Origin of the sequence: Agrobacterium sp. V1, assembly GCF_030518355.1 — a bacterium.
Lineage (GTDB): Bacteria > Pseudomonadota > Alphaproteobacteria > Rhizobiales > Rhizobiaceae > Agrobacterium > Agrobacterium cucumeris.
Genome location: NZ_JAULSF010000001.1, coordinates 152,818 through 167,269, shown reverse-complemented (window position 1 = coordinate 167,269; position 14,452 = coordinate 152,818). Strand labels below are relative to the sequence as shown.

Annotated in this window: 14 protein-coding genes; 1 reads left to right on the top strand and 13 read right to left on the bottom strand. The window is 59.5% G+C overall.

The genetic code is table 11. The features are described 5' to 3' along the window. Positions 1 to 52: 52 nt before the first annotated feature. The 13 genes from QSV77_RS00800 to QSV77_RS00740 form a co-directional block, all read right to left on the bottom strand. Entirely contained in the window at positions 53 to 1,900 is a 1,848-nt protein-coding gene (locus QSV77_RS00800) for a methyl-accepting chemotaxis protein (RefSeq protein ID WP_302732262.1), read from the bottom strand. A gap of 144 nt (positions 1,901 to 2,044) precedes the next feature. Next, a complete protein-coding gene (locus tag QSV77_RS00795) occupies positions 2,045 to 2,746 on the bottom strand; it encodes a helix-turn-helix transcriptional regulator (protein ID WP_046800731.1) in 702 nt (233 codons plus the stop codon). A 53-nt stretch (positions 2,747 to 2,799) separates the two neighbouring features. Further along, on the bottom strand, positions 2,800 to 3,531 hold the full coding sequence (locus tag QSV77_RS00790; RefSeq protein ID WP_052760248.1) for a helix-turn-helix transcriptional regulator: 732 nt from the start codon (positions 3,529 to 3,531) through the stop codon (positions 2,800 to 2,802). Positions 3,532 to 3,902: 371 nt separating this feature from the next. After that, complete coding sequence (fliF, locus tag QSV77_RS00785) at positions 3,903 to 5,585, bottom strand: flagellar basal-body MS-ring/collar protein FliF (RefSeq protein ID WP_302732261.1); 1,683 nt, start codon at positions 5,583 to 5,585, stop codon at positions 3,903 to 3,905. Between the two features lie 129 nt (positions 5,586 to 5,714). Next, the gene (locus tag QSV77_RS00780) at positions 5,715 to 6,098 is read right to left on the bottom strand and encodes a hypothetical protein (protein WP_052816944.1); all 384 of its coding nucleotides are present in this window, start codon (positions 6,096 to 6,098) and stop codon (positions 5,715 to 5,717) included. A gap of 14 nt (positions 6,099 to 6,112) precedes the next feature. Continuing rightward, complete coding sequence (gene cheD, locus QSV77_RS00775) at positions 6,113 to 6,658, bottom strand: chemoreceptor glutamine deamidase CheD (protein ID WP_003493784.1); 546 nt, start codon at positions 6,656 to 6,658, stop codon at positions 6,113 to 6,115. After that, entirely contained in the window at positions 6,655 to 7,044 is a 390-nt protein-coding gene (gene cheY2, locus QSV77_RS00770) for a chemotaxis response regulator CheY2 (RefSeq protein ID WP_302732260.1), read from the bottom strand. Before cheY2 ends, cheD begins: the two co-directional genes overlap by 4 nt. Next, positions 7,044 to 8,099 carry a protein-glutamate O-methylesterase CheB gene (cheB, locus tag QSV77_RS00765; protein WP_142841081.1) on the bottom strand — a complete coding sequence of 352 codons (1,056 nt, stop codon included), beginning with the start codon at positions 8,097 to 8,099 and terminating at the stop codon, positions 7,044 to 7,046. The genes cheY2 and cheB overlap by 1 nt, the downstream gene beginning before the upstream one ends. Then, the gene (cheR, locus tag QSV77_RS00760) at positions 8,096 to 9,004 is read right to left on the bottom strand and encodes a protein-glutamate O-methyltransferase CheR (protein WP_302732259.1); all 909 of its coding nucleotides are present in this window, start codon (positions 9,002 to 9,004) and stop codon (positions 8,096 to 8,098) included. The genes cheB and cheR overlap by 4 nt, the downstream gene beginning before the upstream one ends. A 13-nt stretch (positions 9,005 to 9,017) precedes the next feature. After that, a complete protein-coding gene (locus QSV77_RS00755; RefSeq protein WP_302732258.1) occupies positions 9,018 to 11,285 on the bottom strand; it encodes a chemotaxis protein CheA in 2,268 nt (755 codons plus the stop codon). A 16-nt stretch (positions 11,286 to 11,301) separates the two neighbouring features. Beyond that, entirely contained in the window at positions 11,302 to 11,667 is a 366-nt protein-coding gene (cheY1, locus tag QSV77_RS00750; protein ID WP_004439870.1) for a chemotaxis response regulator CheY1, read from the bottom strand. Beyond that, on the bottom strand, positions 11,664 to 11,963 hold the full coding sequence (locus QSV77_RS00745; protein ID WP_077985403.1) for an STAS domain-containing protein: 300 nt from the start codon (positions 11,961 to 11,963) through the stop codon (positions 11,664 to 11,666). Before QSV77_RS00745 ends, cheY1 begins: the two co-directional genes overlap by 4 nt. Next, the gene (locus tag QSV77_RS00740) at positions 11,963 to 13,558 is read right to left on the bottom strand and encodes a globin-coupled sensor protein (RefSeq protein WP_302732257.1); all 1,596 of its coding nucleotides are present in this window, start codon (positions 13,556 to 13,558) and stop codon (positions 11,963 to 11,965) included. Before QSV77_RS00740 ends, QSV77_RS00745 begins: the two co-directional genes overlap by 1 nt. Before the next feature lie 516 nt (positions 13,559 to 14,074). Between QSV77_RS00740 and QSV77_RS00735 the strand changes: the two genes are divergently transcribed. Further along, entirely contained in the window at positions 14,075 to 14,440 is a 366-nt protein-coding gene (locus tag QSV77_RS00735; protein WP_142841318.1) for a hypothetical protein, read from the top strand. The last annotated feature ends 12 nt before the right edge of the window (positions 14,441 to 14,452 follow it).

Here is a 14,452-nt window from a genome sequence, read left to right as displayed (position 1 = left end):
AAACTCCCGGACCTTGCGATCCGGGAGTTTTTGATTTTGCGAATTGGGGATATCAGGCGGCCCGGTTCAATCGATCCCTGCCTGCCGCCGAACCCTGCTCCATCTGGAAACGCTGGACGAGATCAAGCAAGGCCTCCACCTCGCCGGACAGCACCCGGCTTGCCGCACTGGATTGTTCGGCAAGGGCCGCATTCTGCTGCGTCATCTGGTCCATCTGGTTGACGGAACCGTTGACGTTGTGAAGCGCGGATGACTGGTCCTGCGTCGCCGTTGCGATGGTTTCGACGTGCTGGCTGACGGTGACGATCTGCTGGCTGATGGCGGAAAGAACCGTGCCCGCCTCCTGCACCAGCTTCGATCCGGTGCTGACTTCGTGCGTCGACTGGTTGATGAGCTGCTTGATTTCGCGGGCTGCATCGGCGGAACGTTGCGCCAGTTCACGCACTTCCTGCGCCACTACGGCAAAACCCTTACCCGCCTCACCCGCACGCGCCGCCTCGATGCCGGCATTGAGCGCAAGGAGATTGGTCTGGAAGGCGATATCGTCGATGACCTCGATGATCTGCTCGATCTTACGGGAAGCGCCTTCGATGCGGCCCATGGCATCAACGGCATTGCTGACGACCGAGCCGGAACTATCGGCGCTCTGCTTGGTAATGCGAACGGCCTCATTGGCCTCCCGTGCCCGCTCGGCCGACGATCTGACCGTCGCGGTGATTTCCTCGACGGCGGCGGCGGTCTCTTCCAGAGAGGCTGCCTGATTTTCGGTGCGCTTCGACAGGTCAACCGACGACTGCTCGATTTCAAAGCCGCTATGCTGGATGATCAGCGTGCGCTCACGGATCTGCCCCAGCGCATCGCGAAGGTTGAGCAGGGAACCGTTGAAATCCGTGCGCAGCCGGTCTAGACGGCCGGTGAAAGGTGTCTCGATCGTACGGCTGAGATCGCCACGCGAAAGCCTGCCGAGACCGGACGCGATCTCACTCACCGCAAATTCGATCTGGCTATCCAGCTCCTGCTTTTCAGCGTCGTTGCGGTGGCGTTCGGATTCCGCCACGGAGCGTTCATCGGCGCTTCGTCCTTCGATGGCCAGTTTCTCAAGCGCGTTCTCGCGGAAGATCGCCAGCGCACGGGCGATGTTGCCGAATTCGTTGGTGTTGGTGGCATAGGGGATTGGCGTGTCGAGATTACCGTCTGAAAGAGACTTTACCGCATCGGTCAGCTTGCCCAGCGGCTTCAGAGTGCGCCTGATGACGAAATAGGCGAGCAGCCCGACGCCAACCATGGCCAGCGCGCCGCAGATTAGCATCAGGTCGCGCAGGCCGAATATCTGGGCTTCGTAGACGGCCATGGGAACGCCGACGAAGAGAATACCGACGGTGGCGCCGGACTTGTTGGTAACCGGCATGTAACCGGTCATGTAGTTGGTGCCGAAAAGCGTGGCAGGGCCGAAATAGGCTTCACCCTTGCTGACTTTTTCGAAAGCAGGATGATCGGTGGCAAGCTTGGTGCCCGCCGCGCGCTCGCCCTTTTCATTTTTCAGATTGGTGGTCATGCGGACATATTCACCGGCCTTGGTTTCAAAAACCGTGGCGATACCGCCGTTGCCAGCTGCCGTGCGGTCGACGAGGTCGTTGTCGCGCAATGTCCCGATGCTGGCGCGGCCGACACTCTTCAGCTCTCCATCGCCCATGTCGAGGGTGACGCCACCAACCTTCATCTCGTAAAGGATAGCCATGCTACGCATCGCGCTGTTGGTATCGCGCAGCGCCGTGGTGATGATATTGTCTTTCAGGCGCATGAAGGTGGAAAAACCAACTGCGGCCACACTGAGCATGATCAAGCCGATTGTCAGCGCGACGACCTTGCTCGCAACGGTCTTAAAGAGCCGGTTGTGCATGAAACAGTTCCCCAAAGCCAAACTTATAAAAGTTCTAGTTGGCAACTGTTAAAAAAGCGCGAAGTGCCGATGGCACCTTTTAGGGGTGCAATTGCAAGGGCTGAGCCAGCGTGGCTTGACGGGACGGGAAAGCCCCGTCCGCGATCAATGGATATAGCCGAGCCGGATGGCCTTGGCGATCGCCTGAATACGGTTGACGGAATCAAGCTTGATCGTCGCGGAACCGAGATAGGCATTGACCGTGTGCACGGAAAGCCCGAGCTTGACAGCGATCTCTTCACTGATCCGGCCGTCACCCGCCAGTTGCAGGCAGGCGATTTCCCTCTCGCTCAGTGCTTCCGAGGGAGCCGCCTTGCGCTCGTCGAGCGCCAGCATGTCCACCATGATCTCGCAGCATTTGATGTGCTGTTCGATGACGACCTCGTTGTCGAGAACAAGATTGGTGCCGCAGAAAACGATGTAACCATTACCGATGGTGCCGAGCCGCACCGGCATGGCCAGCCCGGCATAGGGCAATGTGTCGTTTTCAATCCGGCGCAGCAACGCCGGAACATCGGGAAGATCGGCAAAGCCGCCGGCATTCTTGTTGCGCCAGATGACCGGCAACAGCGACGTCTCGATATGATCAAGAAGAATATCGCCGACGGCGCGGATGAACTGCGTGCTCTGTTCTGCGGCATTCATGCCCCAGTTTTCCAGCTCGCAGGTCAGTTTCTTCTTGTTGGGAAAACCGGAAGCGGCAGCCTTCGTCACCACGAAATTTCGTGCGCCGACCAGCTTCTGCATGGCGACGAGCTTCGGAAACAGATCCGACCGGCTCGTTGCGACAGGGCTGCGGTAAAACATGCCCGTCTGACCTGTACCCTCATTGTCTTTCGTCTGTACCATCCGTCCGACCATTATACGAGGTTGTTGCGCACGGCGTAGGCAATTGCCTCCGAGCGGGTTTTCGTCGCGGTTTTACGCATCACGCTTGTAATGTAATTATTGATCGTATTGCGCGAAATGCCAAGGATCATCGCAATTTCGTCGCTTGTCTTGCCCTCTGCAATCCAGAACAGGCATTCGAGCTCGCGCTCGGTAAGATCGATATCACGCACGGCCTTTGCTTCGCTGGCGATGCCGAAGCTGACGCAATAACCCGTCAACAGCGCGATTTCGCGCAGACGTTCCGGTGAAGGAACAGCATGTTCGGGAAACAGCAGAAGAAGGGAAAGGCGGATGCGGCCCACGCAGAAAGACAGTGCGGAATATTGCCGGTCGATACCGTAGGGAACAGAAACATCGTCGGGAAGAAACAATAATCGCGGCCGCAGAAGCGAAAGGCATTTCTCCATTTCGCTCGATCTGTTCTGGCTGTTCGTCAGCTCAATGCCGAGCCTGCGTACCAGATCGAACGGCCAGTCGGATGTGACGATGAATTTCAGACCGGTTTCTTCGAGAAGATCATCCCGCGCCAGCAGATAATGCGAGGCGCCGGCGTAGGTTACGAGCAAATCCAGTGCGCCTGCAACGTTGCCGGCAGCGGCCGTGGCTGCGACGTTCTTGGCAAGCTGATCGCGCGGCAAGGGCTTACCCATGCCCTCCATAGGCTTGGCAGACAGCCTGCGGATATCAACATCGACTTTCAATCGCCTACGCCCTCTTGCTCCCAGCGGGAGATTATACATCGGGATGGAATCATTCCATTCAAGAAGCTTACCAAAATGGAATGGCACGCCCCCGGAGACCGAATCACTTCATTTTATGGAACCGACCGGAATTTGCCATTACCTGACAACAGCCTTTCCACGTATTTCCTCATTCGTCTATTGCTAAAAAAACATACTGAAAAGCTGGCCAATTCATAAACGGCATTCTCAGCCTATTCCCAGCAAACTGTATCGTTGATGAATTTTTTGTAAACACTGTCCTGAAACGAGAATGCCACGGCCCGACGACCAAGGATAGTAAAAAGCCCGAAAATGCGAAAAAGGCCGGGGTAAAACCGGCCTTTTCAAAATCACGCTGCCTTTTCCACTGCCCATTTGCGCAGGATCTTGGCTGCTCTTTCCTCGCTGATTTCCACCATGCGGGAGAGCCTGCGTTCCGGTCCTTCGCGAACCCGGCGGTTGAAGGTGCCTTCGCTGTCGCCACCCGCCAGAAGATCGTCGGTGCTGTCGAAGCCGAAATCCGCTCCGAAACCTTCCATGAGACCACCAGCACCTGCATCCATGCCGGGAGAGAAATCCGGCAGTTCGAGACCGGCGGTCTCCTGGCTGAGCTGACCCGCGGCCGCACCATTGCCGGCCACCGTGCGGACCAGGGGACGCACACCAAGCCAGATGACGAGGAAGGCGACAGCGACGAAGGCGAGCGAGTTGATGATGCCAGCCGAATTGCGGCTCAACACTTCCATGACGCCCGGACCGCTGGCGGCCTCGTCGAGCAATTGCGTTTCGAGGAAGTCCATTGCCGTCAGCGTGACGATATCACCGCGATCGGAAGAGATGCCCGCCGCCGACGTCACGATCTTTTGCATTTCGGCAAGATAGGCGTCGATCTTGGCCTGATCGACGGGTTCGCCGACCATCTTGGCAATGCGACCCTTGTTGACGACCACGGCGACCGAAATCTTCTCGACAGTGTAGCCGTTCTTGACGGTAGCGACCGTTTTCGAGTTGATCTCGTAATTGGTCTGCTCTTCCTTCTTGGCCGACTGGTCGGAGGACTGCGGGCCACCGCCGCCACCCTGCGGGGCGGCCTGCGGTACGTTCTGTTCCACGGTCGCTGCGGTATCCGGCTGCGTTTCCTGGGACTTCTGGTCTTCCTTTACCGTGCGGACAGAGCGTTCGACGCGCGATTCCGGATCATAAACGGTCTCCTGGATCTGGCGGCTGTCGGTGTTCAGCTGCGCGGTCACGCTCGAGCGGAAATTGTCCATGCCGAGGAAAGGCGCCAGCGCCTTGTCGATATTGGTGGTGATTTCCTGCTGGACATTCTGCGCCAGTGTCAGCGAGCGGTTCATTGCGGCGTTGGTGACATCGTCGCCGGAAGCCAGAAGCTGGCCGGTGGAATCGAGCAGGGTGACGTCATCGACTTCGAGGCCGGGAACGGCCGAGGCGACGAGGTGACGGATGGAGGCGGACGCCTTGCGACCTGCGGTGGCGCTGGCGCGGATCATGACCGATGCGGTGGGCTTCTGTTCGCCACGGCGGAAATTGCCGACGTCAGGCATGACGATATGGACGCGTGCGGCGGCAATCCCGTCGATCTGCTGGATGGAGCGGCTGATCTCACCCTCGAGGGCGCGGACGCGCGTCACTTCCTGCATGAAAGAGGTCAGGCCGAGAGAACCGACATTGTCGAAAAGCTCGTAACCGGCATTGGCGCTATCAGGCAGACCGCGCTCGGCCAGAAGCAGCCTTGCCTTGCTGGTCAGTCCAACGGGAACCTGAAGGCTCGAACCGTCGGTTCCGACCTGAAAGTCCAGCCCCGATTCGGCAAGCGCAATGCTGATTTTGTTGAGGTCGCTTTTTTCAAGCCCTACATAAAGGGTCTCGTAAGCGGGACGGTTCACGTAGAGCGCTGCTGCAAGGATAACGGCCATGGACACAACGCCCACGCCGCCCAGCATCAGCAGCCGTGTCTGACCCAGCGCCGCGATATTCTTCAGGACCTGAGGGATTTGATTTAACAGATTCATTCTGTTCCGCACCGTCATTCATAGAATCCGAGACCTTTTGGCCCCGTAATGACAATAGGGTGCGAAGCTTGCGCGAGCGTTGCCTTTCTCCGCATTCAGCGAGGAAAGGAACGTCGGCGGGAATATGGTCTAGAACAGGTCGAAGTCGCCGGAAGCCTTGTCCAGCGGCTGGGAATGGCCGTGGCGGAAGGCAGCGCCCAGCGCCTTCTGCATTTCGGCAAGCTTGACGAGGCTGAGCGCCGTGGAGACATCCACGATCCATTCACCGGGAATGGAACCGGTGATGGTGTCGATGAATTCGGCAAGACCGCGGGTCTTCTGAACGGCGAGATCAATGCCCTGCAGCAGCTTGATGCCATCGCCCGACAATTGACCGCTGGTCACTTCCAGCAACTGCGGCTCGATGCGCTCTATGAGATAGGCGACATCATGCAACTCCGACACCACGCGCATGAGAACATCCGGCAGTGCTTCTTCGAACGGAGCGGTGCCGGCGTGGTCTGCAATCTGCATTGGAAACTCCGTGACTAGAAAAATTCGATGTCGTTGGCGACGGGCTTGGGTGCCGGCACCGGACGCGTTTCCATGGCGACCGTCTTCTGGGTTTCCGCGCCGCTGAGCGGATGCTGACGCGCGCGACCCGAGACCGGCCAGAACTCGATCTTGCGGCCATGCTCTCCGCCCGTGGAGGAGCTTATGACCGGAATGCCTTCATCCTTCAGAAACTGCATGGCGAAGATGGCATTCTGCTCACCGACATTCGAGAAGCTGGCGATCGTCTTCGCGCCGCCGAAAACCTTGGCCTCCAGCCGGTCGCGGCGGGCGCCCTTCTTCAGAAGGCCGTTGATCAGAAGTTCCATGAGATGCACGCCGTAACGCGTTGCATCTCCGCCGGTCACATTGCCCGTTCCCGGCAGCAGGAAGTGGTTCATGCCTCCAATGCCGGCAACGGGATCTCTCAGACAGGCGGCCACGCACGAACCGAGTATCGTCGTCATGACCACGTCGGGATCGTTGACAACCTTATACTCGCCCTGAATGATATGTACGCGCTTGGCCGCAGCTTCAATCATTTCAGCGATCCGAAAACCGCCTCGATGGCTGCGCGCATCTTGTCGATGGTGAAAGGCTTGGCCAGCACGTTGTTCGCGCCGAGCTGCGCCGCCTTCTGCACCAGCGCGCGGTCGCCCTGCGCGGTGAGGATGATGAAGGCCGCCTTTTTAAGGGCCGGGTTGGCCCGCACGGCGTGCAGGAAACCAAGACCGTCCATCTTCGGCATGTTGAAGTCGGAGATGACGAGATGATGGGGCTGCTGCTCCATGATCTTCAATCCCTGCTCGCCATCGCCGGCGGCAGTGATCTGCTTGAAGCCCAGCTGTGTCAGCGCATCGCTGAGGAGCAACCGGCTGGTCACCTGATCGTCAACGATCAGAACTTTGATCTTTTCTGCGAGAGACATTAGTCAGCACCTTCTTTGCGGGCAGTGGTTAGTTTCAGGATTTCTTCGCCGATGGAGGCCAGCGGCAATTGCTGTTCGACAGCACCGAGCTCATAGGCCACGCGGGGCATGCCGTAGACGACACATGTTTTTTCATTCTGGCCGACGGTGCGCGCACCGGCATGGCGCATTTTCAGCAGTCCGGCCGCGCCATCGCGGCCCATGCCGGTGAGAATGACGCCGACGGCATTGCGACCGGCAAGCTCGGCCACCGAATCAAACAGCACATCGACGGAGGGACGATGGCCGTTCACCGGATCGCGCTCGATGAGCCGGCAGCAGGGTGCTGCCCGGTTGGCGATCTGCAGATGGCGTTCACCGCCCGGCGCAAGATAGATCTTGCCAGTCTGCAGGCGTGCGCCATCGGTGGCTTCTTCCACGACGGGCGCGCAAATCCGGTTCAGCCGTTCGGCGAAGCTCCGGGTGAAGGTCGGCGGCATGTGCTGGGTGATGACGGTCGGCGGGCAATTGGCCGGAAATTTCTGCAGCACGGCGATCAGCGCCTCGACACCACCCGTGGACGAACCGATAGCCACGACTTTGCGGCCCGCGCGATAATCGCTGACCGGCGTAGGCTGCACAGCCGCGGCGCTTTCCGGACGAGCCGTGCGATAGGCGGCGTGTTGGGAGCGGGCAGCGGCCTTCACCTTGTCGGCAAGATCGCCAAAGGGACGCGCATCGCCCGGAGCCGGCTTGCCGACGCAATCGAAGGCACCGATTTCGAGTGCCGCAAGCGAAGCGTCCGCGCCGCGATGGGTCAGCGACGAGACCATGATCACCGGCATGGGCCGCAGACGCATGATCTTTTCGAGAAATTCGAGGCCGTTCATTTCCGGCATCTCGATATCGAGCGTCACGACATCGGGGTTGAGCTGCTTGATGGCGGCGCGTGCTTCCATGGCGTTGCCGGCCTGTCCGACCACCTCGACTTCCGGATCAGCTTTGAGGACAGCCGAAATCAGGCCGCGCATCGTTGGACTATCATCGACGACGAGTACCCGTGCGAGCGCGCTCATGCCTTCCTCCCGGATGCGTGTCCAATGTAGCGGTAGGTGGTGATGCCGGTATTATCGAACAGGTTCTTGGCATCACCCGAGACGCGTTCGGAATGGCCGATATAGAGATGACCACCTTCCGGCAGCAGGCCGGCGAAACGCGACCAGATGCGCGTCTGTGTCGGCTCGTCGAAATAAATGACGACGTTACGGCAGAAGATCACGTCGAAATTGCCCTTGAAGGGCCATTGCGTCATCAGGTTCAATTCGTTGAAGGTGATGAGGCGCTTGACCTTGTCGTCGATGCGGAATTTGCGGCGACCGCCGGCATCGACCTCCGTGAACCATTGCTTGCGCATGGCGGGGGAGACGGTTTCGAGCGCATTGTCATCATAGACGCCAGCGCGGGCCTGCGCCAAAATCTTGGGATCGATGTCCGTCGCCAGAATCTTGAAATCGTAATCCGCCGCATTCGGGAACATGGCGAGCACGGTAAGCGCGATCGAATAGGGTTCCTGCCCGTCGGAACAGGCCGCCGACCAGATGCGGACGCGTCCACCGCTCTTGGCCCTTGCGATAAGGCCCGGCAGGACCTCGTCGCGCAGATGTTCGAAATGGTGGTTCTCGCGGAAGAAGCGCGTGAAATTCGTCGTCAGATGCGACAGCATTTCGCGCCGCGCCGGCGCGCCCTCAGTTGAGGAGACCAGCGCGCAATATTCGCGGAAACCGGAAAGGCCGAGATTGCGGATATGCTTCGACAGACGGGAATAGACCAGCGACGCCTTGGTGTCGTTGAGATAGATGCCCGCATCCGCATAGATCATCGCAGCGATCTCCGACAGATCGCGTCTCGTCAGCGGATATTCACCGCTGGCAAGAACGTCGTCCGGAGACTGGCGCTGGTCGCTGAGATTAAGTGCTGCCATGAACGATCCGCTTTCAACCTGTCGCCGCAAGCGACATTTCCTGCTTCAGGGGCTGTCCGCGCGAAGCGCTGACGATGGCATCGACATCCAGAATGAGCGCAACGCGCCCGTCACCGAGAATGGTGGCGGCGGCAATGCCCGGAACATGGGTATAGTTGGCTTCCAACGACTTGATGACGACTTGACGCTGTCCCTGGATCGCATCGACCATCAGGGCGCGCTGGCCACCGCCTTCCGATTCCACCAGAAGCGCCACGCCTTCGACCGGATCGGCCTGGGTCGGGCGGAAGTTCAGAACACGTCCGACATCGACCAGCGGGCAGAAGGAATTGCGGATGGAGATCAGCCGCTGGTTGGAACCGAAGGAGTGGATATTCTTCGCTTCCGGCTGCAGGGTTTCGACGATCGCAGTCAAGGGCACGACGAGCGTCTGTCCGGCCACCGTCACCACCATGCCGTCGAGGACGGCGAGCGTCAGCGGCAGGCTCATGGTGAAGGTCGAACCGTGACCGGGGCGCGAGGAGATGCTGATGCGGCCACCAAGCGCCTGAATGGAACGCTTGACCACATCCATGCCAACGCCGCGGCCGGAAATGTCGGAAATCTTGTCCGCCGTGGAGAAGCCCGGCGCGAAGATCAGATTGTCGATCTCTTCGTCGGTCAGGTTCGCATCAGCGGCAATGAGATCATTGTCGATCGCTTTCTGTCGAACGCGCTCGCGGTTGATGCCGGCGCCGTCGTCCTGCAGTTCGATGAGGATACGGCCCGAGCGGTGCTTTGCCGAAAGCTTGATGGTGCCTTCCGGGTTCTTGCCCGCCGCTTCGCGTTTTTCCGGCGTTTCGATGCCGTGGTCGACGGCATTGCGGATCATGTGGGTCAGAGGCTCGGCCAGCTTGTCGATAACCGTCTTATCGACTTCGGTGTTTTCACCTTCGGTGACGAGGCGGATCTGCTTGCCGATCATGTCTGCGACTTCACGGACGATACGCGACATGCGCTGGAAGACCGGCTTTACCGGCTGCGCACGGATGGCCATCACGCTGTCCTGGATTTCGCGCGTCAGCTGCTGCAGCTCGTCCAGACCCATATTGACGGCGGACGTGCCGCTCGCATCGTTCTCAATGACGCTCTGCGACAGCATCGCCTGATTGATGACGAGTTCGCCAACGAGGTTGATGAGGCGGTCGACGCGATCGAGATCGACGCGGATGGTCTGGCCGGCGCTTGCATTGGCGGCCGCATTGGCATTCGCCTGCGCTGCGGCGGGCGCTGCCGCCGCCTCACGCTTTTCGATGGCGGCATTGACGCTCTGGGCGATCTGCGTCGTGGCGACGGCCGCTTCAACGGCTGCGGCAACAAAAGGCTCTTCCACCATAGCTGCTTCAACGGCAGTGTCCGCTTCCGGTCCGCCATCAAGCGCCGAGAGATCGAACGGAACCGGGATCATCGGAAGTTCTTCCTCTTCCGCAGCGGCATCCGAAAGAACCGGCGTGATTTCGAGATCGCAATCCCATTCGGCGAATTCGAAGACGCTGCGGATACCCTCTTCACCCTTGTCGGTGGTGATCGAAACCGTCCAGGAGAGATAAGATGCTTCAGGATCGAGCTTGTCGAGCGTGGGCAGTTCCGACAGGTCGCAATTGATGCTCATCTCGCCGATACGCGAGAGATCGCGCAGGAGAAGCGCTGCCTCGTTGCCCTTTGAATAAAGCGATGCATGCGGCTTGAAGGTGATCTGGAACGTCGGCGTTTCCATCAGCGGTGTCGTGTCGTCGGCGAAGTCCGAGAAAGAGAACAGCACCGGCTGGAAACCGCTCTCATCCGTCGGCTTGGGCGCAGCAGCTGCCGGCGCCTTGATGGCCGCTGGTGCCGCCGCCGGCGCAGAGGCCTGCACGGTTTCGCCGTTTGCCAGCGCTTCCAGTTCCTTGACGAGGCCACGGGTGCGGCTTTCATCGACGCTGCCGCCGTCTCTCGCCGCATTGGTCAGGTCCGCCAGCACGTCGGCGGAGCGCAGCATGACTTTCAGAACATCCTGTGTGGGCTCCAGCTTGTTGGAGCGAACGCAGTCGAGGGTCGTTTCAAAAACGTGGGCGAAGGCCACGAGATCATCGAGACCGAAGGCACCCGCCCCGCCCTTGATGGAATGAACGGCACGGAAAACGGCGTTGACGGTTTCCGGATCACGGTCGCCGTCATTCAATTTAAGAAGCCCCGATTCCAGTTCAGCGAGCTGCTCCTCGCATTCCTGGAAAAAGATTTCCTTGATTTCGTTCATATCCATCGTGAAATGTCCCGTATCAGGCGGTTACGCGTTCAATGGCATCGATGAGTTTTGCAGGGTCGAACGGCTTGACGATCCAGCCGGTCGCACCGGCCTGGCGGGCGCGGTTCTTCTTTTCTGCATCGCTTTCGGTCGTCAGAACGAGGATCGGGATAGCCCGGTATTTCTCGTTGCGGCGCACGCCCTCGATAAAGCCGAAACCATCAAGACGGGGCATGTTGATGTCAGTCACGATGACATCGGGGTTGCTCTGTTCCAGCACCTCGAGGCCTTCAACGCCATCTTCGGCCTGAATGGTCTCGAAACCGGCATTGTTGAGCGTGACCAGGAGCATGTTCCTGATCGTCCGGGAATCATCCACGGTGAGAACTTTTTTCTTCACTTTTGCATCTCCTTGGGGAGCAAATGGTCAATATCGACGCCTATCAGTTTCATGGTCTTGTCGAATGCATCGGACACCCTGGCAAAACCGAAGGGCTTGCCGTCCTCTTCCCAGGATTTCGCGCCGGCCATCAGGACCTGGACACAAAGCGCGCCAATGCGCTCCACCTCGGACGCATCGACCGACAACGGTGCTCCTCTCAGCGTCATCAGCTTGCCGTGCAGCGCCGATGCTTCGTTGAGATCCAGCACCGGTGACAGTTTCAGCGTCGCCTCAGCTGCTTTTCTGGCTGCCATTACATGACTCCCTGGCGTCTGAATTGTTGGTAATCCTGGCCGTAATCCGTGCGGTTATCCGCACGGGCCATAAATGATGTGTCCTGACGGTCTGCCACGGCCATTGCCGCCGCCTGGCCCTGACGGGCGATGCGGAACTCGCGAATGGTGCGACCGAGTTGCAGAATGACAGTGTGAAGCGCATCAGCTTCGGAGGAGCTTTCGCCGATCTCGTTTGCGATCCGGCCGGCCTGCCGCTGCTGTTCGCTGATATCGGCGGCAACCGTTTTCAGGTCATCGGCCTGTGCAGACGTATGCCGGGAGACTTCGGCGATCATGTCGTTGATACCGGACACCTGCCGGACGACGCCGCCGATTGCTTCCTGCGTGCGGTTCACCATGCGAACACCGCCCTCGACCTGCGTCTTGGTGGTGCCGACAAGGCTCTTGATTTCCCTTGCGGCGTCGGCGGAACGCTGGGCGAGCGCCCGGACTTCCTGTGCGACGACGGCGAAACCGCGGCCGCTTTCACCCGCGCGCGCCGCCTCGATGCCGGCATTGAGGGCGAGAAGGTTGGTCTGGAAAGCAATCTCGTCGATCGTGCCGATGATCCTGCCGATGTGTTCGGCGGACTGCTCAATGTCAGACATGGCGTCGATCGCCTCGCCAATGGCCTTGCCGCTTTCGACAGCCGCGTCGCGGGCGCGGGAAACCGCCGTTTCCGTCGCCGATATGCGGGCGCCGTTTTCCGCCAGGTTCCCGATCATCGCCTGAAGCGCACGGGAGGTCTCGGCAAGGGCTTCGGCCTGCTGGCCGGAACGTTCTGCGATGGAGCGACCGATATCGGCGAAACGGGCGCTGAGTGTCTCGGCGTCACCGATACCCTGCTGCGCGGATGTCAGCGATGCGCCGATCGTTTCAAGTGCCGCGTTAAACGAGGCGGCAACATCGCGATAGGCTTCCGGCAGATCGCCGCCGATCCGCGCCTTAAGATCGCCGGCGGCAAAGGCCGTCAGGGCCGCACCCAGCAGTGTCGCTGCTTGCGAACGGTCATTGTCGCGCTGTTCCGCCAGTTCACGGCCGTGGCGCAGGCGCAATTCGTTGAAACGCAGCGAGACGGCAATCTCGGTATCGACCATCACCAGACGGACGATGTTCTTCACGGCCTCGGCCAGTTCACGGTTCTTCTTGCGGCTGCCGGGCAGGATGGAGCGCGGCGCGTGTTCGGCCACCAGCCCACCAAGCAGATGCTCCAGAACGATGGCATGGCTGGCGATCTGCCAGCGGGGATCGAGCCCCATGCGGCCGGCATTGTCGGAAAGAACCTTCACCCGCTCGGCATAAAGCGCATCGAAACGCGCATCCGTCAGCACACTCCAGTGCGAGGATTGCAGGTCGTGCAGGCGATCAAGCTGGTTTTCGCTTTCGAAGGACGGTGAACAGTCGGGCATCGACTGGAAACGGTTCATCACGTCGCGCAGGCCGGCCTTGACGTAAGGCTCGAGCATACCGCGATAATTGCGCAGGAAATCGGATTGCGTCTCGTCGAGGCCGGCAAAGCGAAGCCGTCCCGCCAGGCTTGCACCTGCCGATCTGCGCGCTTGATCTGATGGCAAGTCCTGCCCCAACCGACGTCCCCAACAACATGACGGCCGGTAAAACCCGGCCAATTGGCCAAGGTTCAGAACGCCAGTACCCTAAAGGGGATTTTTGAACGAACATACCCATCGCGGACGATGCGGCATCGACGCCTGCCTGACCTTCTTGAACCAAGAAACGAAATACCGGATCGGCACCGGTACGGCAGTGCGGCGTCATGCCTGGAAGGGGAGAGAACCCCATTCCGCCGTGGAAATACCATCAATCTTTATGGTTAATTCCTTGCTTGAAAGTTAAGAAACATCAGCTCCAGCGTCAAACGGTAAAATTTGTAAAAGCTTTTAGCCATTGCTGCCCTCACTTTGCCGCAAACGGGCAAAAACGAAAAGGAATCGGCCATCGCGGGCGGTTTTTCCGGCCTGTGCGCTGGACAAGCGCGTGCAGCTTCCCCTAAAACAAATCAACGGGATATTCGCTGAGCGGTGATGCTTTAAAGAGACCTTTACGATCAAGGAGATGCCAACTTGTTATGGATGGAGAAATGCCGCCGTTCAAGGCGCCATCCGCAAGTGTTGATCGGCATCATGGTCGCAAGCCTGCTCGTCATGATCGGCTTTCAGGCACCATCCGGCATCAAGACCCTTTCCAAGACCAGCCGCCTGGAGAGATTGCAGACCGTCGATCTCAGCCGTTCCCTCACTCTTCGCGATAGGGATTGCGATAGCGGCTGCAAGGCCGGGGATGCCAGCTCGGGTCTTCGCCCCGGCAACTTCCCCACTCCCGCTTTGCGGATCAGCGTTGATGCCGGGCCGGCCGTTGCATCTGTTGCCATCGCGCCACAAGCTTTCCGAGACTTTGCGAGCGTGGTTCCAAGAGCGCCCCCGCATATTATCTATTAGTCATTCCGGCGG